The organism is Selenomonas sp. FC4001, from assembly GCF_000701565.1.
GTDB lineage: Bacteria > Bacillota > Negativicutes > Selenomonadales > Selenomonadaceae > Selenomonas_A > Selenomonas_A ruminantium_B.
Window position 1 is genome coordinate 556,498 of the sequence record NZ_KL370793.1, and the last position, 25,951, is coordinate 582,448.

Sequence of the window (25,951 nt, forward strand, 5' to 3'; positions counted from 1 at the left end):
ACTATGAGACTGACGGTCAGATGACCTTTTCTTGTTTGTTATTTTTTCTTATAATAACATTATCATTTGTAATTCATTTCAAAGAAAGAAGGAACTCAACATGGCAACTCCTCATATTGCAGCAGAAAAAGGCGACGTAGCAGAACGCATCCTGCTCCCCGGCGACCCCCTGCGCGCTAAATTCATCGCAGAAAACTTTTTGGAAGATGTAAAGCAGTACACCTCCGTTCGCAATATCCTGGGCTACACGGGTAAGTACAAAGGCGTGCCCGTTTCTGTACAGGGCACGGGCATGGGCATGCCCTCCATCTCCATCTATGTCCATGAGCTCATTCACAGCTTCGGCTGCAAAAAGCTGTTCCGCGTAGGCACCTGCGGCGGCATGCATCCGGATGTTAAGCTCCGTGACGTGCTCATCGCTCAGGCTGCCAGCACGGACTCTTCCATGATTCGCAACATCTTCGGCGGCAGCATCAACTACTGCCCCATCGCCGACTACGAGCTGCTGTCCAAGGCCGTTGCCAATACCAAAAAGCTGAACCTCAAAGCCACGGTCGGCAACATCATTTCCGTTGACCGCTTCTATGATGAAGAAATCGACAACGACAAGCTGCGCAAGTACGGCATCCTCGCTGTGGAAATGGAAGCTGCTGCTCTCTACACGCTGGCTGCTGAAGCCCATGTACAGGCACTGGCCCTCTTCACCGTCAGCGACCACCTCGTAACCGGCGAATCCTGCACGGCAGAAGAACGCCAGACCACCTTCAACGATATGATTAAGATTGCCCTCGAAACGGCTATCGAGGATTAAGACTAAAAAGCCCGGACGAACTGCGCTAAAAACAGTTCGTCCGGGCTTTTTCTATTTTTTAACGAAACGCAATCAATCTTCTTCCGTTCCCAGCAGCGGCATTTTCTTTATCAGGAAAGCCGTGCCAAGAATAGCTCCGACCACCGTAGCCGCCGGGGCAGCGTACCAGATATTGTCCGCACCGAACAGCACCGGGAACAAGTAGATGAAGATAATCGGCGCAATCAGCGACTGGCAGACGGCAATGACTGCCGAAATCGTTCCCCGGTCAAGCCCCGTAAAAAAGCCTGAGGTTACAAGGCAAAAACCGTACAGGAAAAATTCCAGTGCGCAAATTCTGAGGGCTCTAGTCGCAAAAGCATGTGCTTCCGGGTCGTAACCGAGATACAAGGTGGCAATGTCATCGGCCAAGGAAACACCGACAGCGGTCATGACGAAGCCCAATCCCAGCGTCAAAACGATGTTCTTCTTCATCAAATCTCTTATGCCGTCAAAATCCCCTGCACCATACTTGTAACCGACCACCGTCACCGTCGTCGTATTGATGGCAAAGAAAACGGATAAAAACACCTCGCCGACATAGCTGTGCACACCGATAGCGGCCACGCCCAATTGTCCCAGCAGCAGCATGAGCTGCAGATTGTAGACAAGCTCCAGAATGTTGACCGAAACGGCATCGACCATCTCGGATATGCCATTGTAGCAAATCTTCGCCAGACGATAGAGGTCAAAGCGGAAACGCACAAAATGCAAGCCGGAGGCATTGGGACGGGAGAAATACCACAAGGTAATAAGCGTATTCACGATAGTTGCCAGACCGGTTGCCGTCGCCGCTCCCTCAATCTCATATTCCAGCGCCACGATGAACAGCCAGTCCAGAATAACATGTGTCACGCCCTGCACCACCGAAAGGTAAAAACCTGTCTCCGATTTCTCGGCCATGACCCACAGGCTTTGAAATGACGTGGTTATGAGCAGCGGCGCAATGAACAGGAACAGGATGCGCCCATATCGCAGACAATAGGGCACAAGTTCTTCCGATGCGCCCAGCATGCGGACAATCTCCGGCAGAAAGATAACCATCAAGGTACTAAAGAAAGCACCCCAGATAAATATCACCGCCACCAGCAGCGTAAAATACTGCCGGGCTTTTTCTATATTGCCCTCCCCCTTGAGCTTGGAGATAAAGGCACTGCCGCCTTCACCAATCATGAAGCCCGGCGCCACCAGCATCATCAGCAGAGGGAATACCAGATTGACAGCCGCAAAGGAGCTTACCCCCAGCCAGTTGGATACGAAAAAACCATCTGCCATCTGAAACGAAGTAATCGCCAGCATGGTGCCGATATTCGGCAGACTGTAGAGTAATATTTTTTTATACGTAAAATGTTCGGAAAGCTCTATTTTCATCCAGCGGTCCCCCTCCCATCATCCATTTACCAACTGTTTGAAATGCTTGATGTAGATATCCAGGAATTTCCGGATACTGCCCTCAGCATAGGCATGGGCCAAATACTCGATATGGATATTGACCTTGCCGTTTTTCTCCTGCAGATAGAGATCGGCATGTCCCATCATGGATTCATCCACACCGGCCAAAGGAACTTCCGTCGATTCAAAGCCTTCCATATTGGATGCATCACCCAATTGGGCAACGTAATTGACCACGATGGCATCTTCTTCGGCGATGTTTTCCTTGGCACTATAGTCGCAAATACTGTTGGCAAAACTCTCAATGACCTGACGGTTCACTTCCTGCAGCAGCATGTCCAGAGAAGAATATTGCTGCAAATCCACAGCCAGAGGCAGCATCTTGAATACCAGCCCCACCGTATTCTGCAGGTATTTTTCCGTACGGTTGCTGTTGAGATAATCGACATTGATTTCGTCCTTATGGCAGTATTCCTGCAAGGCGAGCATGGCTGCCGTAATGGCCAAAACGGTACGGGAATAGCCCCGGCGTTTTTCTGCCGCGTCCACCTGCTGAACGGTCACGACGCCATCTTCTGCCTCTATAAGCGATTCCGTCTCCCATGTCTCGAAATCCGGGGTAGGAATCCTGCACCAGTCATGACCGGCCAGGAGATTCTGGAAATAGGCCTTGGCCTCATCAAATTCCTTGGTTCCCTGGGCTTCCCATTCCTGCCGCAGATAGCTGTAATAGTAATCACGCGCCAGTGGTTTTCCCCAGTAGGCCTTGGCAATATCTGCGAGCAATACCCCCTGCGAAGTGCCATCGGAAATCATGTGATGCACATCCATGAAGAGATACAACTTTTCACCGCAGCGGAAAATCTGCGAGCGGAAAAGCGGTGCATTGAAGATACGGAACGGCTGCACCAGTGTTTGGGTAAGCTGTTCCAGCTCTTCTTCTGTGACATCCTTAACGGTTGTTTTGGGCAGAATTCCCGGCTCTATATGCTGTCTGATTTCCCCTTCCCCATCCAAGTCTATGGTAAACACGGAGTTGAGGGCGGGATGATGGCTTACCGCCTCATCCACTGCCTTGGCCAGCTTTTCTGCATCCAGTTTTGCATTCAGGCGATAGAACACGGGAATATTGTACATAGGCGAACGTACGTCCATGAATTGGTCATCCACCATCAGCATCTGCGCCAGTGTTGCGGGGATGGCCTTGCTCCGCGCTTCTTCATCGTATTCCTGCAGATTCCCGAGCATTTGTCCGGAAAGTTCTTCTGCAATACGCCGTGCTGTCTTGCACTTGAAGATGGTCTTGGCACTCAAGCCTTCAATATCCGCCGTTGCCATGACCCGCATGGATTTTATGGAGTCACCGCCTAAGAGATAAAAATCATCATTTCTACCCACACTGTTTTCTTCCAAGCCTAATACTTTGGCAAAGACATCACAGAGTTTTTTCTCTATTTCGTTGGTCGGTGCCTCATAGGCAACGTGCTGGCCCTGCAAGTCCGGCACAGGCAGGATTTTGCGGTTGATTTTGCCATTGGGCGTCAGGGGCATGACTTCAAGCGGTATATAGACGGTTGGCACCATATATTCCGTAAGTGTCCCGGACAGGAAGTGCTTAAACTGTTCTACATCTATCTTGGTACCCTCTGTCTGCGTGTAATAAAGGACAAGCTGCTCCTTCACCACAGCTGCCGCCACCTGCTCAATGCCATCGTACTGGCTGGCGCAGTTCTCAATCTCACCGAGTTCAATGCGGAAACCGCGCAGTTTGACCTGATGGTCTATGCGGCCTAAATATTCCAGAACCCCGTCTTCATTGTAGCGTGCCAAATCGCCTGTGCGATACATCTTCTCACCCTTCAGGAACGGACAGGGCACAAAGCTTCTGGCCGTGATTTCCGGCTTATTCCAGTAACCATCCGCAATCTGATTTCCGGCCAGACACAGTTCACCTGCCATGCCCTGTGGCAGCAGATGGCCATAGGTGTCACAGATAAAGGAATAGGTGTTGGGCACGGGACGGCCGATGGGAATATCGATGTCTTTTTCCTGGTCTACCCAGTGATAGGACGAAACCACGGTGAATTCCGTGGGGCCATAGCCATTGACAATCTGGATATCCGTCTTTCTGCAGGGCAGCATCTTTTCACCGCCCATCAACATATAACGCATGGGCAGTTCTGGATACTGATTAAGCATAGCCATGCCCATCTGCGTGGAAAACGAAGCATGGGTAATGCCATGCCCGATGAAGTAGTCCTTCATCTCCTCCATATTGCGGCGCAATTCCTCCGACAGAATATGAATTTCAGACCCGGCAGCGATTGGACAGAGCAAATCCTCCAAAGATGCATCAAAGGAAAAACTCGGATGCACGGCATGAATGCTCTTTTCGGTGATAGCAAAATCAATCAACCGCCATTCCACATAAGCACGCAGGGAACGGTGACTCTGCACTACCCCCTTGGGACGCCCCGTGGAGCCGGAAGTATAAATCATATAGGCGCGCCCCTGCGGCACTGCGCGGTTAACCGACTCTGCCCTTGGATATTTTGCTATGGCCTCCGCCACCGCTTCTTCGGTCAAAACAGCCCGCGCAGCCGAGTCCTCGAGCATGTAAGCAATACGGTCCTCCGGATAGGTCGGGTCGATGGGCACATAGGCTGCTCCCAGCTTTTCCACGGCAATCACGCCGGCCAGGAATTCCTTCACACGGTCCATGCGCAGAGCTACAAAGTCGCCCTCTTTTGTCCCCTTTTCACTCAGCCAGGCTGCTATGCTGTTGGACACATGCTCCAATTCCCCGTAGGTATACTTTCCAGTGCTGTCCACGACGGCCGTATGTTCCGGTCTTTCTTTCACCTGCTTGAGGAACATATCCACCCATGTTTCGGACATATCATACACATAGGTCGGCCCTTTGGACAGAGCCATAAGCTCCGCTTCCTGTTCTTTGTCTAAAAGCGGCATGGAATGAAGTGAACGCTGAGGCTGCTCCACCATGCAGGCAATGTAATGTTCCATAAGGGCAAAGATGCGTTCCATCTCAATCTTGCGGTAACGCTGCGGGTCGAAGGACAGAATCACCTCGATGCTGCCATCGGCCAAAGCCGTTGCATCAATGCCGACATAACTGCCCACATGCTCTTCCTTGACGAGCATGGGCTTCAGCATGGACAAACCATCCTCATCATCCCCGTAGTTTTCAAAAGAGAGAATGGAATAGACCAAGCCCTCGGACATGCCAATCGCTTTTTGTACATCAGACAGCGGGCAGAAATCAAACGGATTACCTTCCAGAGACTGTTCATGAAGATTCTGCAATAGTTCTGCCGCAGTAGAATCCTTGCCCGTCTTGAGCCGCACGGGAACCGTATTGATGAACAGGCCGACCAGGTCGGACACATCGGCGGAGGTATTATCCCTGCCGGAAACCACCTTGCCAAACACCACATCATCCAGACGGCAGACGGTCTGCAGCACCATCCCCCAGGCCAGTTCCATACCACTTGAAAGTGTTGCGCCCGCATTGCGGCACATCTGCTCAAACTGCCCAATCAGCCCGGCATCCAGATGCCTGATAATCCGATTGTCCTTATACCGCTCATGTTCGGCAATCTTCCCATAGGCAGGAATCTCCGCCTGATTCTCATACCCCTCCAAGAGATTGGCAAAGTACTTTGTAGCTGCTTTCCTATCCTTGGCGATGAGTTCCCTGACCATGGTCTCATAAAGCCCAGCCTTGTCGGATAGAATCTCCGGCCGCGCTACACCTTCTCTTGCCATCTGCAGGAAATGCTCAAAGTCTTTCAGATACGTGCCTACACACCAGCCATCGACGATAATATGATGAACTGCCGTAATCAGGCAGGCAGTATTCTCCGAAGTCTTGGCGCAGATAATCTGGAACAAAGGTTTTCTCTGCAGGTCAAAACCCTCATGAAGCATTTTCTCCCGCAGCTTGTTTGCGGCGGCAAAGTTGTCCTGCTCTTTGCTGATATCTACCAGCGAAAGGCCAAGTTTCCTGTCTGTGATGGCCTGACGATGCACCGCTACACCCTCATGGATGATGGCCGTGCGCAGAACTTCATGCTTAGCGGCCAGCGCATCCAGAGCCAGACGCAGTTCTTTTTCCGTGGGCAGGAAGTTCAGGGCATAGATATCCACTAGACGATAAGCAGAATCATGGAGATCCATCACATGGGACAGCAGCATCCCTTCCTGCAGTGGCGTCAACGGATAAATCCGCTCGATATGTTCCCCTCGTGCGGCAAATTCCTCCACAACGGCATTGAATTCTTCCTCACTCCAGGAAGTTTCCCCTAAATCCGAGGCCGTGACCACAGGCTCACGGACACTGTCCAGATGAGCTGTCAGTTCCCCAATCTCCTTCAGAATTCCCTGTGCAAAGGCCTGTGCTGTTTTTTCATCATACAGTCCTGTATTATAATCCAAATAAAGGTTGAAACACCCTCCGTCAATCAGACAGTTAACCGCCAAATCCGGGCCGTCACAATTCTTCACCGCTTGATAGTCCAAGCCCGTAGAAAAACCATCCTTGCTGTCCGGGGCAAAATACGTTCTGTTTTCCTCAGCACCTGCCACATCACCGAGATAGTTGAACACCATTTTCGGGATGAGATTCTTTTCAAAAGCGAGCTTATGCTGCCCCTCCACAAAGGCGAGGACATTATAGCCGACACCTTTATTCGGAATGCGGTGCAGCGTCTCCTTCACCCGGATGAGGTCATGCTGCGCTTCCCCATTCAGCTTTTCCAACACGACAGGAAAGATGGAGGTAAACCAGCCAATGGTGCGGTCGGTCAATAGTTCCTTGCCGATGTATTCACGGCCATGACCTTCGAGCTGCAAAGACAAGGAGTCCTTGCCAAAGGTCTGCCGGTAACTTCTGCCGACAGCCGTCAGCAAAAGGTCATTAATTTCGAGCTGATAGGCAGAAAGCTTAGCCGCCAGCATTTTGTCTGTCCCGGCCTTGTTCACAGAAACAGTAAGCTGCGCAAAATGACGGCTGTAATCCTTGCCCTTGGATGTCTCCATAGCCAGAACCTTGCGGACCGTTTCCTGCCAATAGGGAATCTCCAGCGACAGGGCATAGCTGTCCCGATACTCCTTCATAGCCTGGGCATAATCCTGATAAGTATGCGTCTTTTCCGGCAGCTTCACGCTTTCTTTTGCCAAAGCCTGCCCATAGGCCGTCTCCAAATCCTCCAGCAGGATACGCCAGGAAATGCCGTCCACAATGGTATGATGCGCCGTAATGAAGAAGAGGTCCCTTGCGCCTGCATGCAGGAGAGCCGCCCGCACTAACGCTCTGTCTACCGCCAGATGGGACTGGATATCCTCGCAGAGTTCCTTTATCTTGTCGGTATCATCAGTTAGTGTATACTCTTCAAGCGCCACGCCATGTTCGCCGGCCACTGCAGGCTTTACAAAGAGATGGCCCTGCTCAAACCTAGTGCGGAGCATATCATGCTGAAAAGTGATGCCATCAAAGGCCACCTGCAAGGCTGACAAATCGGTCTTGCCCTTCCACTCCAACAGGGTGGACTGATTGAAATAGGCACTTTCCGGATAGTCAAGGTCCTTGTAAAAGAGGAAGATGCCGCTATCCTCAACCAAGCCTTCTATCGGCTCCTGGCTGACCTGCATTTCTTCAGCGCCATATTTGGCAAATTGGGCAATCTTTTCCACCACACGGTGTTTCAATACATCATTAGCCTTCAGCAAAATTCCCTGTGCCCGCAGGAAGCTGACCATGCGGATGGCCTTGATGGAGTCGCCGCCAATCTCAAAGAAATTATCGAGCGCGCCAATCTTCACATCCCGCTCCAACGCCTTCTTCATACAGTCAACTATTGCCTGCTCCAGTTCATTGCGGGGCGCGATATACTCTACAGAACGCTCCATCACAGGTTCCGGCAGGGCTTTGCGGTCCAGTTTGCCATTAGGCGTTTCCGGCATCTTATCGAGACGGATGAAGCAGCCGGGAATCATATAATCCGTCAGGCTTTCTTCCATGGCAGACTTCCAGGCCTGTTCGTCGATATCCGTTTCCGCCGTGTAGTAAAGGCAAAGGGTATCGTGCTTCACTTCCGCTGCCACCTGAATGATGCCTGGATATTTCAGCGCCGCACTCTCGACTTCCCCAAGCTCGATGCGGAAGCCCCGCAGCTTCACCTGAAAGTCGATGCGTCCGAAAAATTCCAGCTGGCCCGCCTCATTGTAACGAGCCAAATCCCCCGTGCGATAGACGCGCCGCACATCATCATCCGCAACCTTAATCTCAATGAATTTCTCCGCCGTAAGTTCAGGCCGCTTCCAATAGCCCTTGGCCAGTTGCGGCCCGGACAGGCAGAGTTCACCCACTTCCCCCAGTGGCAGCAGTTCCTGCTTTTCGCCCAGGATAAACGCCGCGCAGTTGTAAAGTGGACGGCCAATGGGAATAGGATTGTATTCCTTCCCCTTCTCCAATTCAAAATACGTAGCATCCACCGTAAACTCCGTGGGGCCATAGGTGTTGTAAACTGCACCGCGCGCTTTGACGGTGCTCGTCATGGCCTCACCGCCCAGCACAATGTAGTCCACATTCAGCGGCTCATCCCCTGCCAGCATCTGACCAAAACGGGTCGTATAACAGCCGCCGGTGATGCCATGCTTTTCGATGAACTTTTTCATTTCAAAGATGTCCCGCCGTGCTTCCTCGGGGACGATATAGACACAGCCGCCAGCCGTAAGGGCAGGATACAAATCCTCCACCGAAGCATCAAAGGCAAAATTCGAGTGGCAGGCAATCCGGCTCTTTTCCGTCAAATGCCAGCGCTCCCGAATGAAGTGGACAAAGTTTACGAGCGCCTTGTGCTGTATCATGACCCCTTTGGGCTTTCCTGTGGAGCCGGAGGTATAAATCATATAAGCGAGGCCCTCGGGGGATTGCTTATACTCCTGTGGGGCAAGGGGCGGACACGTTTCTACGGCCTGTTTTACCGTTTTTTCCGTGATGACCATTTTAGCCTCGGAATCTTCCAGCATATAGGTCACACGGCCGGCCGGATAATCCAAGTCCAGAGGAACATAAGCCCCGCCTGCCTTATGCACGCCCAGAGCCGCCGCGATGAATTCCTTGGAGCGTCCCATGCGGATGGCCACAAAGGTATTCTCCTTAAGGCCCTCATCCATGAGGTACTTGGCCACCCGGTCAGATGCTTCATCCAGTTCCTTATATGTCATGCCGCCGTTTTCATCAGCCACAGCCATTCCGTCAGGATATTTCTCTGCTTGTTTGCGAAATAAATCCACCCAAGTCTCAGAAGCATCATAAACATACTGCTCCCCTTCTGACACTGCCAAAATTTTTTCCACTTGTATATCCATCTTCATTCCTCCGTTTACCATCCTTCAGAAATCAACGGCCTTACAGTTACTGCTGCAAGTTATTCCTTATTTCTTCTTTTTTCGACATTCCCCATCTTTCTCCTCTAAATTATCGCTTCACCGCTTCTTTCCTATTTCCTATTAGCAAAAAGCGGGCGAATTGACATGTCAAATTTGACAGGTCAAACCACCCGCTTTGCGTTTTGCGTATTTAATTATGCTTCCTGCAGGAAGGCCATATAGCCTTTCTTCACTTCGTATACGTCAATCTTGCTGGTCACTTCCCAGGGTGCATGCATGCTCATCACGCCTACACCGCTGTCAATAACCTGCATGCCATAGAGGCTCATGATATAGGCGATAGTGCCGCCGCCACCTAAGTCTACCTTGCCGAGTTCGGCCAGCTGATAATGCACATTGTGCTTATCCATCATGGCACGCAGTTCGCCAAGGTATTCGGCATTGGCATCGTTGGAGCCGGATTTGCCGCGGGCACCGGTGAACTTGTTAAACACCATGCCCTTGCCCAAATAAGCCACGTTCTTCTTGTCATAAGAACCGGCATAGAGCGCATCAAAGGCACTGGATACATCCGAGGACAGCATCTTGCAGTTCGCGAGCAGGCGGCGCAGGCCCAGTTCGCTGTATGCACCGCAGGCATTCATAACCTCTGCTACCGTGTTTTCAAAGAAGCGGGACTGCATGCCCGTAGCACCGACGCTGCCGATTTCTTCCTTGTCTACAAGTAAGCAGCAAGCCGTGCGCTTAACATCTTTCATATCGAGCATTGCCCGCAGTGATGTATAGGAGCATACGCGGTCGTCCTGTCCATAGGCCAAAGTCATACTGCGGTCAAAGCCGAGTTCTCTGGCCTTGCCTGCCGGCACCAGGCAGAGTTCTGCGGACTGGAAGTCGGCTTCTTCCAAACCGTATTTGTCCTTAATCAGCTGCAGGACGCCGTCTTTGACACTTTCCTTATCGTCCTTTTTCAGCGGGTAATTGCCCACGAGAATATCGAGGCTTTCGCCCTCGATAACCTTGGCGGCATTTTTCTTCATCTGTTCCTGCGAAAGGTGGATAAGCAAATCCGTAACGCAAAAGACGGGGTCGCTTTCGTCCTCACCAATGCAGATTTCCACCACGGAGCCGTCTTTTTTCGCTACGACACCATGCATAGCCAGAGGAATCGTCACCCACTGATACTTTTTGATGCCGCCGTAGTAATGCGTGTCCAGATAAGCCAGTCCGCCATCTTCATAGAGGGGATTCTGCTTGACATCCAAACGGCAGGTGTCGATATGGGCACCTAAGATATTCATGCCCTGTTCCAGCGGTTCCGTACCGATATTGAAGAGCACCAGTGCCTTTTCCATATTGACGGCATAGACCTTGGCGCCTGCCGTGAGTTTTTCGCCATTCTTGATGATGTCCGTCAAATTGCGATAGCCGGCAGCTTCCGCCTGCTTTACCGCCTCTTTGACACTTTCCCGCTCGGTCTTGCAGGTGGTCAAAAATTCCCGATAACCTTTATTCAGGACTTCTAATTCCTGTTTTTCTGCATCGCTGTACTGGCTCCAGAGGGAGTCTTTTTTTTCTTCGCTCATGTACAAACCTCCTCAAAATTCCACCTCATCCGCCCCTTACGGGGCTACTACCCGGGGAGTCCCCCGGACTCCCGCGACTTCGTCGCCCCCTCAAAGGGACGACTTTAACAAATATTTGTCGATTATGTCGATAAAATCCTCACGTTTTTCAGCCTTGTTGAATTTATCGCGGAGAATGGCGCCGTGAGTTATGCCGCGCGTATACCAGGTGGCATGCTTGCGCATTTCCCGCGGGCCGATATAATCGCCCTTGTATTTTAAGAGCAAGTCCAGATGGCGGATAATGACCTCCGCCCGCTCCTGCATGGTCGGTTTGGGCAGGATTTCGCCCGTGCGCAGGAAATGGGTGAGCTGCTTAAATATCCAGGGATTTCCCTGCGCGCCGCGGCCAATCATCACGCCGTCAGCACCGGTAACGTCAAGAATCTTTTGCAAATCCTGACAGGTGCGCACATCGCCATTGGCAATGACCGGCACCTTGACCGTCTTTTTGACCTCAGAGATGATATCCCAATCCGCCTTGCCGCTGTAAAACTGCTCGCGAGTACGGCCATGAACGGCAATGGCATCAACACCTGCCGCTTCGGCGATTTTGGCGATTTCCAGCACATTTACATGCTCATCATCCCAACCCTTGCGCATTTTCACCGTGAAGGGCATTTTCACCGCCTTGCGGATGGCCGAGAGAATGGCATAGGCCTTATCGGGGTCACGCATCAGCGCCGAGCCTTCGCCATTCTTAACGATTTTCGGTGCGGGGCAGCCCATATTGAAGTCCAAAATATCCGCCGTCCCCAAATCTTCCACGTATTTTGCCGCTTCCGCCGCCATTTCCGGCGTGTTGGCAAAAATCTGCATGGCCAAAGGGCGTTCGCCCGGCTCCGACTCCAGCATGGTCAGCGTGCGCTCATTGCGGAAGTGAATGCCCTGCGAGCTAACCATTTCCGCATAGCAGAGCGGGCAGCCCATATCGTGGGCGATAATGCGGTAAGCCGTGTCCGTAACACCGGCCATGGGCGCCAAAAATACCGGCTCGTTAAATGTAAACTTTCCTATCTGCATGTTTTAAGCGTTCCTCTCAGCCGGTTCGCGCTTGTCGGCATTGCGCTCGTAGAGTGCCTGCAGTCCCGTCAGCGTCAGGAAGTGGTCAACCTTGTCAATGGTCGAGGATTCCTTGGCAATCATGCGGGCAAGGCCGCCCGTGGCGATAACCTTCATGTCCTTGCCGAACTCGGCCTTGATGCGGCGCACGATTTCGTCAATCTGGCCTACATAGCCGAAGATAATCCCTGCCTGCATGCCCTGAATGGTGTTGCGGCAGATAATCTGTCGGGGCGGAACCAGCTCGATACGTGGCAGCTGCGCCGCCGTCTGGAACAGGGCATCGGCGCTCGTGCCGATACCGGGCGCAATCACGCCGCCCATAAAGTCGCCGTCTTCACCCACCACATCATAGGTGGTCGCCGTACCGATATCAATGACAATCAGCGGGCCGCCATACTGCTCATAAGCACCGACTACGTTCACGATACGGTCCGCACCAATGGAGCGGGGATTTTCGTAGTGCAGCTTAATGCCCGTCTTGATGCCGGGGCCTACGACCAGCGGCTTTAAGTGGAAGTAACGCTCGCACATCTTGACCATCGGCACAACGAGCGGCGGCACAACCGAGGAAATGATAATCGCATGAATATCGCTCATGCTGATGCCCTGATAGCGGAACAAATCATTCATCAACATGCCGTATTCATCCCCGGTCTTCTGCCTGTCCGTGGAAATACGCCAGTGCTTCATCAACTTCTTGCCTTCATAGGTGCCCATGACAATATTGCTATTGCCGATATCCAAAACTAATAACAAAGGATTTCCTCCTAATAAAATTCATTTACCACTTGCCACTGCGGGGACGAATGGATACGTCACCGGCCAACACTTTTTTCCGGCCGTCTTCCGTATCCACGAGCAAAGCGCCGTCTTCATCAATATCGGCCGCCTTGCCAAAATAAATTTCACCGTCCCGTACGCCGATAACCTTGACTTCCTGCCCGAGCGTGATGCTGTACTTGCGCCACTCCTGCAGCACCGGCGCAAAGCCCTGCGCCTGCACCTGCGCATATAAATCATCCATCGCCCTGAGCACCGCCTGAAAGAACTTCACGCGCGGCAAAGGTTCGCCCTTCATCATGCACAGCGATGTTGCCACGTCGCGAATATCCTCGGGAAATTCCGACTGGTCAATGTTGACGTTGATGCCCGTACCGATGACAATGTAATTGATACCATCCATCTCGGCACTCATTTCCGTCAAGATGCCCACGAGCTTTTTATTCTCATAAAGCAGGTCATTGGGCCATTTGATGCCCGGCTCAAGGCCAAACTCCGCCATGGCCCTGGCCACGGCCACCGCCGCCATCAGCGTGCACTTCGGCGCTTCCTGCGGCAAAAACTTTGGACGCAGGATAACGGAAAACCAAATGCCCTTGCCCTTGGGCGAAAAGAACTGACGTTCGAGCCGCCCCTTGCCCCCAGTCTGACATTCCGCTACCACAACTGTCCCCTCTGCTGCGCCCTCACGCGCCAGCCGTTTGGCTTCGTTGTTGGTGGAGTCAATTTCCTCATGGCAGATGATGTTCTGCCCGATAACATTTGTCTGCAAATCGTGAGCGATTTCCCCAGATAGCAGCGCATCCGGCGTTTCTTTCAGCACATAACCCTTGCGGGCATGACTTTCGATATCATAGCCCTGCGCCCGCATTTCCTTGATGTGCTTCCAGACCGCCGTCCGGGAAACGCCCAATCGGTCTGCCATTTCCTCGCCGGATATATAGTTATCCCTGCTTTCCCGCAGGATTTGCAAAATCTTATTTCGCACAGCAATCCCCCTCGGATTGGTCAATTTTTCACACTATACGATTATACCGCCAATAGGCAAATTTTGCCATAGGCAAAAAAGAGGAATGTAGAGAATCTCATGGCCGCACGAGCTTCTCTACATTCCCTATAAAATATTTATGGTCAGGATTTCTTCAATCCTTTTTGACTAAGCGTGATATTGGCGGGCAGATTTTCCACCGTATGGGCCTTGCGGAACATCGCACCAATTTTACTCTGGAATTCCTTGGCTTTTGCCGATTGCTGATACTGTTCATAAGCTGCCTTGTCTCGATAGAGCTCCATCGTATGGATGATGTTCGGATTATCGTGCTCAGCCGTCACAAACATGCCCATGACACCAGCATCTTCCCTTACAGCGCGAACCGCTTCTGCCGTTGCCAAATGCTGATATTCCGCCAGTTTTTCCGGTACCACTTCATAGCGGTGCATATAAGCGACAGTCGCTGTGCCACTGTCTTTCTGCTCCAAAGCAATGCCGTTGGCTTCCATAATCCGCAAGCTCTTTAACATCGGCAGCCTTGCCGCCCGGTATTCCTGAAAAGCCTCACTGGTGCTGTGAATGCGATAGGCTTCATAGCTTTCGTAAATTTCCAGCAGACGCATTAAGTCATAGTTATTCACATCAATAGCGCCATAAAGCGCATAAGTACCCGCTTCTTTGGCTATCTGCGGGCCAACGGTCTTGGCGCCGATTGCGCCCATGGCCTGCATAGTACCTGGCGTGGATTCTAATACAGCCCAATGTACCATTGGCATATTGCCTTCCGGCGTGCGGATGGGATGTGCACCAACAACTGAACTGGCCATTAACATTCCTCCCAGACAGAACATTACACCTTTTTTCCATACATTCTTCATTTTCCCGTTCTCCTTACTCCATCTTCTTTTCCCATTCGCGGATAGTCGAAACCTCTGCCTTGTCAGCCAGTGTTTCCAAACGCTCGATTTCTTCTGCCGTAAGCACAGCACCTCGTCCGGAAAAATGTTTCATGCGCTTACTTGGCCTCGTAAACTTCCTTTGCCATGCGGAAAGCGCCCCAAGCCTTCGGCCAGCCCGCATAGAAGCCCAACTGTGTGATGGCTTCTACTATCTCGGCCTTGGTCACGCCGTTCGCCTTAGCGGTCTGAATATGGTACTTCAAAGAACTGTCAATGATACCACTGGCCACCAATGCCGAAATCGTAATCAGGCTGCGGTCATGCAGGGAAAGAACATCATTCCGTGACCATACCTCACCAAATAAAATATCATCATTGTAACGGGCAAAATCCGGTGCAAAATTCCCCAACGCATCACGTCCTGCTGTCTGTACGATTTTCTTTGCCATATTTTTTCTCCTTCCTGATTTGCTGCCACATGCTTACCAGTCACCGCCATCATCATAGGAATCACTGCCCCAATCGGAGTTGCTGTCATAGCTGTCATCCTCATAGCCTGTGTAATCGTCATCATCATAACTATTGTAGCTGTCATCATCATCCTCGTCGTAAGCCAGCATATCATAGTCATCATCCCAATCCACATCCTCGTCCTGTGCCAGATGTTCATGGTCATAGTAGTCATTGTAGACATTGTAGTTGTTAACCGTCTCATGAGCCTCCGTCTTGTGGTCACCGCTGAGCATATGCCCCAGGACAGCTCCCGCCACCATTCCGCCTGCTACGTTGCGCAAGGTGTGGTTGCCGCTGTTGTTTTCTCTGTGCTGCAGCGAGGATGACACCTGCGGTCTTTGACCTGTCGTCACCTGCTGTTTCGTCTGTTGTTGTTTTGTCAGCTGTTGTTTCTGCGGTAAATCAGCCGAACTCATACGCCTGTTATCATTTTTCGGCCGAAACATCAACCAGCCCAAAAACACACCAATGCCAATCAGCGCTATCGTTCCCATAGAAAGTCCCCCCAAAAACACCATGCAGTAACATTTATTATTTCGACCTTTCTATCTCATTTCCCTGCAAAAAAATAACCGCGCACCATACTGTACGCGGTTAGAAAAATCATATTTACATATAATCGGCGGAAGTTTTCTTCTTCTGCTGCTTAAACATACCGAGCTTCGCGGCAATCCATTCCATGGCTACGAAGAACACCGGAATCAGGAAGATACCGAGAGCGGTTGCAAAGAGCATACCACCGACAACGGCCACACCCATACCATTACGGGCAGCCGCACCAGCACCACTGGCCACAGCCAGCGGCAGGCAGCCGATGATGAACGCAAAGGATGTCATGAGGATAGGACGCAGACGCAGGCCAGCTGCTTCAATCGCAGCCTTGACCGGCTCCATGCCTCTGTCCACACGAACCTTGGCGAACTCTACAATCAGAATAGCGTTCTTAGCTGCCAGACCGATAATCATGATGATACCAATCTGCATGTAAACGCTGTTCTGCAGGCCCGCATTCTGAATGCCGAACATCCCTTCCAGCATGGACAGACCATACTCGGAGATAAGGGCCCCCATAATACCGGTCGGCACCGTCAAAAGTACGGCAAACGGAACACTCCAGCTTTCATAGAGCGCTGCCAGGCACAGGAATACGAATACCAGTGCGAGTGCCAGCACCTGGAAGGTGGAGCTGGTTGCCTTAGCTTCCTCACGGCTCTGGCCGGACCATTCGATGTTGAAGCCGCTGGGCGCATTCTGCTCAACCACTTCTTTGATGGCTGCCATGGCCTGACCGGAGGAATAACCTTCACCGGCATTACCCTGAATGTTGATGGCGCGTGCACCATTGAAACGGGAAATCGACGTCGGGCCGGAACTTACACGCGGTTTTAAGAGCGTATCGAGCGGCACCATCGTATCATTTTCCGATTCCACATAGACGAACTTCATGCCTTCGGCTTCGCTGCGGTAGCTTACATCCGACTGCAGCATAACCTTATAGGTACGGCCGAACTGGTTGAAGTCATTGACCTGAGCGCCACCGAAGTTCACCTGCATAGCCGTGAACACATCGGACATCTTGACGCCTAACTGCTTGACCTTTTCACGGTCAATGTCGTATTCATAGGTCGGCGCCGTCATCTTAAAGGTCGTACGCACGCCCTTGAGTTCCGGACGCTGATTGGCTGCGGCCACGATTTTACCCGTGATGTCAGCCAATTCCTCATCGGTATGACCGGACATATCCTGCAGCTGCAGGCTCCAGCCGCCTACGGCACCCAGACCAGGCAGAGCCGGCGGATTCATGGCGATAACCGTAGCTTCCGGTGCCAGTTTTGCCCCGATGCCAAACATAGCCCCAACGGCTGCCCCAACGGATTCATCACCGCCAGGACGCTGTGACCAGTCCTTCATGCCCAAAACGACCAGACCAGCACTCGGCTTAGCACCGCCGCCTAAGATATCAAAGCCCGTGATGGCCATGACATTTTCTACACCCTTAACGTCTTTGGCTGCCGTAGCCACCTTGTCGATGGTCTGCTGGGTGACATTCATGGATGTACCTTCCGGCAGCTGTACTACAGCAAAGAGATACCCCTGGTCTTCGTCCGGAACGAAGGTGGACGGAAGTACCTTGTAAAGTGCACCGGAAATGATGCACACAATGACCATAAAGAGAATCGCCAGGCGGGTGCGGCGGATAAACTTGGCCACCACGCCCATATAGCCGCGCTTTGTGCGTTCAAACCAATTGTTGAACTTCACGAAGAACTGACCGAGAACACCTTCATCATCCTTGGCTTCATGGCGCTTCAGAATCATGGCGCAGAGAGCCGGAGTAAGCGTCAGGGCCACAAAGGCGGAAAGCGCCATGGACACCGCAATGGTCAACGCGAACTGACGGTAAAGGATACCCGTCATGCCGCCTAAGAAGGCAACCGGTACGAATACGGCGGCCAAAACGAAGGCGATAGCCACAACCGGCCCCTGCACTTCGGCCATAGCACGCTCGGTTGCATCAACCGGCGTCAAGCCCTCTTCCATGTGCTTTTCGACGTTTTCGATAACAACGATAGCATCATCGACGACGAGACCGATAGCCAATACCATGGCGAAAAGGGTCAGTGTGTTAATGGAGAACCCTAGCACCACAAACGCCGCCAGAGTACCGATAAGGGATACCGGCACAGCCAACAGCGGAATCAGCGTTGCACGCCAGCTCTGGAGGAACAGGAAGATAACCAGCACCACCAGCAGCAGGGCTTCTACGAAGGTTTCCACTACTTCCTTGATGGAAGCGTTAATGTAGTTCGTGGAGTCGAAAATCTGCGCCATTTCGAGTTTCGGTGGCAGGGTCGGCTTGGCTTTTTCGAGCACTTCACGCACACCTGCTACCGTCTGCATGGCGTTGGCATCACTGGTCAGGTTGATACCGAAACCAACGGAAGGATAACCGTTGAACTTGGAAATAATCGAACTGGATTTTTCCCCGGTTTCCACACGGGCTACGTCCTTCAGACGAACAAATTTGCCCTTATCGGAACGCAGCACGATATTGCCGAATTCCTCAGCCGTTACCAGACGTCCGGAAATCTTACCCGTGTACTGCTTTTCCTGACCATTGTTTACCGGCATAGCGCCAACCGTACCAGCAGGTGCCTGCACGTTCTGTTCCTTGATGGCCGAGGTCACATCGGCAATGGTCAGCTTGAGCTCGGCCAGCTTATCCGGATTGAGCCAAACGCGCATAGCGTAGTCAGAACCGAAAATCTGCACATCACCGACACCGGATACACGCTTTAATTCATCCAAGAGATAAATATCGGCGTAGTTTTTCATATAGGCACGGTCATAAGTGCCGTCCGGAGAGTAAAGGGACAGCATGTAGGCCATGTCGTTAGACGATTTTTTGGTCGTAACACCGACCTGCTGTACATCGGAAGGCAGGCTGGCATTGGCAATGGCGACATTGTTCTGCACCTTTACGGAGTCCATATCGCCATCCGTTCCCGTCTCAAAGACCACAGACAGGCTGTAACGGCCGCTGTCGTCCGAGTTGGAACTCATATAATCCATACCCTGAGTACCATTGACCTGCTGCTCGATTATCTGAGCCACCGTATCGTTGATAACGGAGGCGCTGGCACCAGTATAGCTGGTACCAACGGAAACCGTCGGCGGCGAAATCTGCGGATACTGGGCAATTGGCAGCTGGAAGGCGGCCAAAATACCGACAATCACGATGATAATCGAGATAACAATGGCAAATATCGGGCGGTGAATAAAAAACTTAGACAAATCGCCGCCTCCTTATTTCGTTGAAGAACCTGCTATTTTATTGGAGTCGAACTTGCTCGTATCTGTAATCAGCGAGAAGCCCATATCGTCAGCCGTTACCATCGTAACGTTAAGAGGCACTCCTTCCTGCAGGTTAGACAGACCTTCTACCACGACTACATCAGCAGTAGTCAGACCATCCTTAATAATATAGTAGCTGCCTACCTTGTTGCCCAAGGTCACCGGGCGTGCTTCCGACTTGCCGTCGCCATTTACAACCATGACAAAGGACTTGCCCAGAAGCTGCTGAACCGCACGCTGCGGTACGAGAATAGCATTCGGAATCGTCTGACCGGACAAGCGCACGCGGGCGAACATGCCCGGCATCAGCATGCCGTTCGGATTGTCAAAGAGTGCCTTAAAGGTCAATGTACCCGTGCTGTCGGAAAGGGCTCTGTCCTGTTCGACAATCTCACCTTCCAGCGGATATTCCGTGCCATCCGTCAGGGTGATGTTCACAATCGGTTTAACCTGATTGCCCCCCTGCATGATGGCATTCATATAGGTAATGTAATCCGTTTCGGACACGTTGAACTTCGCATACACGGGATTAGAGGAACCAATCGTTACCAGCGCAGTCGTACCAGCCGTAGCAAAAGTACCCACAGCCACATCATCAACGGCCAGCTGACCGCTCATCGGAGCATAAATCGTGGTATCAGCCAAATCCTGCTGTGCCTTTATGAGCTGAGCATGAGCCGCATCTGCTGCTGCCTGATAAGCGTTCACCGTGGACAGCTGATTGTCGTAAGTCTGACGGGAAATGGCATTGGAAGCGACCAGCTGTTCATAGCGGCCCAAATCATTCTGGGCATTGCTCAGCGTGGCCTGCGACTGGGCAAAGTTAGCCTGTGCCTGCCATACAGCGGACTTGTACTGGCGGTCATCAATGCGGTAAAGCGGTTGGCCTGCTTCCACCCACTGGCCGCCTTTTACATATTTTTCTACCACATTGCCGGAGACCTTGGACTGAACCTTTACTTCGTCCTTGCCAATAATCTGGCCGGCAAACTCACTGGTCAGCGGGGTATCCTGCTGGATAACCTGCATGGCTTTGACCTGCGCGCCCTGCATCTGAGCCTGCTGCTGCTTATTGCCGCAGCCTGCCACCACAAAGCTTGTCGAAATAGCCAAAGACAGGCCAATCAGCAATGCTTTAGTCTTCTTGTTTTTGGACAAAAACAATTTATGAACCTCCTTTTTTAGCCTAAACACAAAGAAAAGAGCGCACTGCTCCCCTCCCATGCTTATGACCACAATTCATTTCTTATCCCCTAAGGAATAGTAAATAAATGTTTACTAATTGTGTTATCTATAGTATATTATATTCAGATAAAAGTCAAGGAATAAAGGAGTCATATCATGGAAGCCCAAGTATCACCCAGTTTATCCCAGCAATTTGTGGAAATCATGGTGCTCTTGCATAATAATTTCGGCAGACAGACACAGGTTCCGTTGCCACTCAATCAGTTTGGCGTATTGTGTGTTCTCATGGACACGCAGGGACTGACAATTACGGATATCAGCCGCCAGCTCAATATCTCCAAGCAGCAGATGACCAACATCATCGACAAGCTGGTCAGTGCAGGTTATGTAAGCAAGGAACCAGACCCCGTTGACCGGCGCCGCCTGGTCATTACCATCAGCCGCAAGGGCAAAAAACTGCTCAAAGAACATATGGAACAGTTCCGCCAGCGCTTTGAAAGCCACGCCCAGAATTTAACACGGGATGAACGTCAGGAACTGGCCACCATCCTGCGCCGCTACTATGAACTGATTAACAAAATGTTTGCATAAGAACCCCAAAAGCCCGCTGAACAAAAACGTCAGCGGGCTTTTATTAAATTGCAGTATGTTAGTTCGTGGTAAAGATATCCCGTTCATACGAAGTTGAGGGGTGAACGAGGAGCAATTTTTCTGTCTTCCGCTAAACGACCCCCTCGCAAAAGAGGGATGTCCAGTTACCTGCGCCGGGCAGGCCAACGGCGCTGCTTTCAGCGTATTTGCTTAGCTGATTTCTACAGGGGCCGACCTTCACTTCGTTCAGGCAGTCGCTCCCTACAGAAAAATCACTCCTCGTTCGCCCCAAGCCACAAACTATACTATTGCCACGAACTCGTTACTCCCGTAACAAGAACATCGATGTACCTGCTCCTTGTCATCACGAAAATGACAGTTGATACGGACATCACTTAGGGGGAGGTGGTGATGCTTTTCGCCGTGGAACGACTGTCCGAACGCAGTGAGGACTGGCCCACAAACGGCACAGACTAAACACTGGGCTGAACATACGCGCCGCCGGTCTTGCCCGGCGCAGGTAACTAAAAGTCCATACATTTGCTTGTGGGTCATTCAGTGCAACGGCGAAAAGTATTACCACCTCCGCCCCCACTGAGCTGTAACAGATTGCGTTTAAGCTCGTATGGTCGAACTGCAATTTTAGATTTCGATTACATCCAAATCATCCGGCACAAAGATATTGCCGTGGTAATATTCTTTGGCTTCGGCCGTGTAATCGGCTTTGCGGGTAGCAATATGCTTATCTTCGGTATGGTAGAGTACGAGGTTCTTCACGCCTAGTTCTTCAGCCAGCTCACTGGCTTCTTTGACCGTGCTGTGATTTTTCTCGTAGGGTTTGAACACATCCCGGTCCTTGTACTGACAGAAGGCTTCGGCCAGCAGCCAGTCGGCATTCTCTGCATACTGCCGGGCATGTTCGTTATAGGGTTCGTCACCCAAGCAGGTGAACTTCAAGCCGTCGGCAAACTTGAGTTCATAACCGAACTGCTTGGCCTTGGTGGACATGATATCAAAAGCCGTCATGCAGAACTGTGGCAGGTCTACACGCTGGCCGTCCGTCACTTCATGAAGCAGGATATCCGTGCCCACCCGCGCAAAGTCTTTTTTCTTGAGCGTCATAGCTGACATTTTTTCGAGCATATCCTTAACTACATCATGGCAGTAGATATGGAACTGGCCCTCGAATTTGCCTTTGTTCATGAGGTCAGCCACCTTGCGGATAATCCAGACCACACCTAGGACATGGTCGGTATGTCCGTGGGTTACGAACATATGGTGGCACTTATTGTAGTCAAAGTTCGTGACTTCGAGCTGGCGCAGGATGCCATTGCCACCACCGGCATCGGTCAGAAACAGACTGCCATCCTCCAATTCCAGAAAGAAACAGGTGTTAAAGCATTTCGTGGCCATGGCAAAGCCAGTGCCGAGGATAACCAACTTTCGCATAATAATCTCCTCCTCCAAGCCTTCCGCTTTACTGCTTACCTCGTTGGTGCTATCTTGGCCAACGCTTCCTTCGCAGCTTTTTGTTCGGCCTCTTTTTTGCTTCTGCCGGTGCCAGTGCCCATAACCTTGCCGGTAATTTTGACATGAAAAGTAAAGGTCTTATCATGGTCGGGGCCGGATGTACTCACCAGTTCATAACTGACGGTCTGCTGGGCTTCCTGATAGACCACTTCCTGCAGGATGGTCTTGTAATCCTTGAGGATACCTCCCTGCTCCACCTGTTTGAACAGCGGCATAAGCTGACGAGTGACATAATCCTTGGCAACTTCCCAGCCCTGGTCCAGATAAATAGCACCGATTACCGCTTCGAACACGTCTTCCAGATTGGTCTGGCGGTCGCGGCCGCCGCTCATTTCTTCGCCGTGCCCAAGCAGCAGATAATCGCCCAAATGAAGCGTCCGCGCAAGTTCCGCAAGACTGGTGGAGCAGACAATGCTGGCTCTGGTCTTGGTCAGCTGACCTTCGGGCATCTGCGGGAACTGCATATAAAGATAGGTGCTGGAGGCAAGCTCCAGCACCGCATCTCCCAAAAATTCGAGACGTTCATTATGGACGATGTTTTTTTCTTTGGCTTCATTGGCATAGGAAGAATGTATCAAAGCCTTGTGCAGCAGGGTTAAGTCCTTAAACTCCACCCCCAAACGTGCCGAAAGCTCCAAAAGCTCTCCCTTGCGTTTAGCCGTTAGTGTATCTCCCATCGCCCGTTAACCTCTTATTCAGCGTACTTCTTCAGCAGCAGGCAGGCATTGTGGCCGCCGAAACCGAAGGAGTTGGACATAGCGGCACGAACCGTCTTGGCTTTGGCCTTGTTGGGCACATAGTCGAGGTCGAGGCCTTCGTCCGGAGTTTCGTAGTTGATGGTCGGCGGGAGCATATCGTTTTCGATAGCCAGAGCCGTAGCGATTGCTTCCACGCCACCGGCAGCACCGAGCATATGACCGGTCATGGACTTGATGGAGGAAACGGAAACATTCTTTGCTGCTTCGCCCCATACAGCCTTGATGGCTTCGGTTTCGCCCTGGTCATTGAGGTGCGTGGACGTACCATGTGCATTGACATAGTCCACTTCTTCCGCCTTCATGCCGGCATCATCAAGAGCCAGCTGCATGCATTTTGCCTGGAATTCACCATGCGGAGCCGGGCTCGTCATATGATAAGCATCAGAGTTTGCACCATAGCCGACTACTTCAGCGTAGATATGTGCGCCGCGAGCTTTTGCATGGTCGAGGCTTTCGAGGATGACGAGGCCAGCGCCTTCGCCCATAACGAAACCGCTGCGGTTCTTGTCGAACGGACGGGAAGCATGCTTGGGGTCATCATTGTGGTCCATGCAGAGCGCCTTCATGGCGGCAAAACCGGCTACAGCAGCTTCGGAAACAGCAGCTTCCGTACCACCGGCTACCATTACATCCGCATCGCCGCGCTGAATCACACGGAACGCATCACCGATGCAGTTGGAGCCCGTAGCGCAGGCCGTAACCGTACAGCTGGACGGACCATGCAGCTTATAGGTGATAGCCACCTGACCGGCAGCCATGTTCGCAATCATCATCGGCACAAAGAACGGACTGATGCGGGAAGGCCCCTTGTCAAAGAATTTCTTGTACTGGCTGTGCATGGTTTCGATGCCGCCGATACCTGTACCGATGAACGTACCAACACGGTCAAGATTTTCCTTTTCGAGATCCAGACCGGCATCTTTGATGGCGAGATCTGCCGCAGCTACAGCGAACTGCGTGTAACGATCCATGCGCTTGGACTCTTTCTTGTCGATGTACTGGGTCGGGTCAAAATCCTTGACTTCACCGGCAATCTGCGCCGTGAATTCAGAAGCGTCGAAACGGCTGATTTTGTCAATACCGTTGCGGCCTTCCATCAGACCTTTCCAGAATTCATCTTTGCCCGTACCAATCGGGGTAATGGCACCTACACCAGTGATAACTACGCGATTACTCAAAACGAATAACTCCTCTCATCTATTCATAGCAATGTGCTACGCTTAGTTGGCAGCCTCGGCTTCTGCTATAAGCTGCGCGAAAATTTCATGCACGGTCATAATCTTATCGATACGCGGCATGTATTCGCCGGTAAAGACCAGACCTGTTTCCACATCGCCCTGCTGTGCCCGGGTCAAGGCACGAATGATGCAGAAATTGTGCTTGCACGCCTTCAGGCAGGCATCACACTGCGTCGGAGGTACGGGGCCTTCCATAACCCGGGCCGAAAACGGCGTGCGCACGGCACGTCCCGGCAGACCAACAGGGCTATGAATAACCACGATATCCTCCGGTTTGGATTTCAGATAATATTCTTTGAGGGCCGGTGCCGCATTGCTTTCCTCGCAGGCTGCGAACCGGGAACCCATCTGGACGCCAGCTGCGCCCAGCTTTATAAAATCAACGATGTCCTGACCATGAAGTGCACCACCGGCGGCAATCACAGGAATCTTTACCGCAGAACTTACATCCGCGATAAGGTCGCGCACCGAAGTATCGGTGCCTAAGTGACCGCCGGCTTCCTTGCCCTCCAGCACAATGGCTGTTGCGCCAAGACGCTCTGAAATTTTAGCTAATTTAACGGAAGAAACGATGGGAACAATCGGTGTTCCGGATTCCTTCCCCAGTGCAAACATATCACGGGAAAAACCAGCCCCGGCTACGACAAGGTCAATCCCTTCATCAATAGCCACTTTAACCACTTCGGCAAAGTCATTAGCTGCCACCATGATATTGATGCCGATGATACCAGACGTAAGCGAACGTGCGAGCTTTATTTCATACCGCAGTTCGTCATGGCTCATGCCGGATGCCGCAATGAGGCCGATACCGCCTTCATTGGCAACTGCTGCCGCCAGACGGGCTGTGGACAAGCGAATCGCCATACCGCCCTGTTGAATGGGAACGCGGGCGACTTTATTGCCTATTTTCAGCTCTGGAAGTTTCAATGTTACTCCTCCAATCAAGCTTACCTACCTTGAAAAATCCCGCGAAAACAAGTTTCACGGGATTTTCAAACAGGTAAGACGCTCAAACTTATTTGTTCTGGTCTATGTAGGTAACTACGTCCTGAACGCTCTTGATCTTCTCAGCAGCTTCGTCCGGAATTTCAATGTTGAATTCTTCTTCGAAAGCCATGATCAGCTCAACAATATCCAGGGAGTCAGCTCCCAGGTCATCGATGAAAGTGGACTCGAGGGCAACCTCGTCAGCCTCAACACCTAACTGCTCAACAACGATATCTCTTACTTTATCAAAAGTCATGAAGTTTCACCTCCTTAAAATGATGT

General features: G+C 51.7%; 18 protein-coding genes. 2 read left to right on the forward strand and 16 right to left on the reverse strand.

Annotated elements, in window-relative coordinates; translation table 11 throughout:
- Positions 1-100: 100 nt before the first annotated feature.
- On the forward strand, positions 101-811 hold the full coding sequence (gene deoD, locus T320_RS12285; protein WP_037356248.1) for a purine-nucleoside phosphorylase: 711 nt from the start codon (positions 101-103) through the stop codon (positions 809-811).
- Positions 812-883: 72 nt separating this feature from the next.
- On the opposite strand, the gene T320_RS12290 is transcribed toward deoD, so the two are convergent.
- The 11 genes from T320_RS12290 to T320_RS12340 form a co-directional block, all read right to left on the reverse strand.
- On the reverse strand, positions 884-2,221 hold the full coding sequence (locus T320_RS12290; RefSeq protein WP_037356250.1) for an MATE family efflux transporter: 1,338 nt from the start codon (positions 2,219-2,221) through the stop codon (positions 884-886).
- 18 nt (positions 2,222-2,239) lie between these two features.
- On the reverse strand, positions 2,240-9,634 hold the full coding sequence (locus tag T320_RS12295) for a non-ribosomal peptide synthetase (protein ID WP_037356255.1): 7,395 nt from the start codon (positions 9,632-9,634) through the stop codon (positions 2,240-2,242).
- 215 nt (positions 9,635-9,849) lie between these two features.
- Positions 9,850-11,238 (reverse strand): aminopeptidase, encoded by a 1,389-nt coding sequence (locus T320_RS12300; RefSeq protein ID WP_037356258.1) that lies wholly within the window; start codon positions 11,236-11,238, stop codon positions 9,850-9,852.
- A 90-nt stretch (positions 11,239-11,328) separates the two neighbouring features.
- The gene (gene dusB / locus T320_RS12305; protein ID WP_037356261.1) at positions 11,329-12,300 is read right to left on the reverse strand and encodes a tRNA dihydrouridine synthase DusB; all 972 of its coding nucleotides are present in this window, start codon (positions 12,298-12,300) and stop codon (positions 11,329-11,331) included.
- Between the two features lie 3 nt (positions 12,301-12,303).
- On the reverse strand, positions 12,304-13,098 hold the full coding sequence (locus T320_RS12310; RefSeq protein ID WP_037356264.1) for a type III pantothenate kinase: 795 nt from the start codon (positions 13,096-13,098) through the stop codon (positions 12,304-12,306).
- A 25-nt stretch (positions 13,099-13,123) separates the two neighbouring features.
- A complete protein-coding gene (locus T320_RS12315; protein WP_037356267.1) occupies positions 13,124-14,110 on the reverse strand; it encodes a biotin--[acetyl-CoA-carboxylase] ligase in 987 nt (328 codons plus the stop codon).
- 143 nt (positions 14,111-14,253) lie between these two features.
- The gene (locus tag T320_RS12320; RefSeq protein ID WP_081824843.1) at positions 14,254-14,940 is read right to left on the reverse strand and encodes a putative quinol monooxygenase; all 687 of its coding nucleotides are present in this window, start codon (positions 14,938-14,940) and stop codon (positions 14,254-14,256) included.
- A gap of 188 nt (positions 14,941-15,128) precedes the next feature.
- The gene (locus T320_RS12325) at positions 15,129-15,461 is read right to left on the reverse strand and encodes a carboxymuconolactone decarboxylase family protein (protein WP_037356273.1); all 333 of its coding nucleotides are present in this window, start codon (positions 15,459-15,461) and stop codon (positions 15,129-15,131) included.
- A 33-nt stretch (positions 15,462-15,494) separates the two neighbouring features.
- Positions 15,495-16,019, reverse strand: a complete 525-nt coding sequence (locus T320_RS12330; RefSeq protein WP_037356274.1) for a hypothetical protein — start codon at positions 16,017-16,019, stop codon at positions 15,495-15,497.
- Between the two features lie 115 nt (positions 16,020-16,134).
- A complete protein-coding gene (locus tag T320_RS12335; RefSeq protein ID WP_037356276.1) occupies positions 16,135-19,320 on the reverse strand; it encodes an efflux RND transporter permease subunit in 3,186 nt (1,061 codons plus the stop codon).
- A 12-nt stretch (positions 19,321-19,332) separates the two neighbouring features.
- Positions 19,333-20,538, reverse strand: a complete 1,206-nt coding sequence (locus T320_RS12340) for an efflux RND transporter periplasmic adaptor subunit (RefSeq protein WP_037356669.1) — start codon at positions 20,536-20,538, stop codon at positions 19,333-19,335.
- Positions 20,539-20,721: 183 nt separating this feature from the next.
- On the opposite strand from T320_RS12340, the gene T320_RS12345 reads away from it, so the two are divergent.
- Positions 20,722-21,156 carry a MarR family winged helix-turn-helix transcriptional regulator gene (locus T320_RS12345; protein ID WP_051608785.1) on the forward strand — a complete coding sequence of 145 codons (435 nt, stop codon included), beginning with the start codon at positions 20,722-20,724 and terminating at the stop codon, positions 21,154-21,156.
- Positions 21,157-21,798: 642 nt separating this feature from the next.
- On the opposite strand, the gene T320_RS12350 is transcribed toward T320_RS12345, so the two are convergent.
- The 5 genes from T320_RS12350 to T320_RS12370 all read right to left on the reverse strand — a co-directional run bounded on the left by T320_RS12350 (position 21,799) and on the right by T320_RS12370 (position 25,925).
- Entirely contained in the window at positions 21,799-22,605 is an 807-nt protein-coding gene (locus T320_RS12350) for an MBL fold metallo-hydrolase (RefSeq protein WP_037356279.1), read from the reverse strand.
- 35 nt (positions 22,606-22,640) lie between these two features.
- On the reverse strand, positions 22,641-23,363 hold the full coding sequence (rnc, locus tag T320_RS12355) for a ribonuclease III (RefSeq protein WP_026761280.1): 723 nt from the start codon (positions 23,361-23,363) through the stop codon (positions 22,641-22,643).
- A 14-nt stretch (positions 23,364-23,377) separates the two neighbouring features.
- Positions 23,378-24,622: a beta-ketoacyl-ACP synthase II gene (gene fabF, locus T320_RS12360; protein WP_037356282.1), complete on the reverse strand. Its 1,245-nt coding sequence runs from the start codon at positions 24,620-24,622 to the stop codon at positions 23,378-23,380.
- Between the two features lie 42 nt (positions 24,623-24,664).
- Positions 24,665-25,609 carry an NAD(P)H-dependent flavin oxidoreductase gene (locus T320_RS12365; protein WP_037356286.1) on the reverse strand — a complete coding sequence of 315 codons (945 nt, stop codon included), beginning with the start codon at positions 25,607-25,609 and terminating at the stop codon, positions 24,665-24,667.
- A gap of 88 nt (positions 25,610-25,697) precedes the next feature.
- The gene (locus tag T320_RS12370; protein ID WP_014423880.1) at positions 25,698-25,925 is read right to left on the reverse strand and encodes an acyl carrier protein; all 228 of its coding nucleotides are present in this window, start codon (positions 25,923-25,925) and stop codon (positions 25,698-25,700) included.
- Positions 25,926-25,951: the final 26 nt, after the last annotated feature.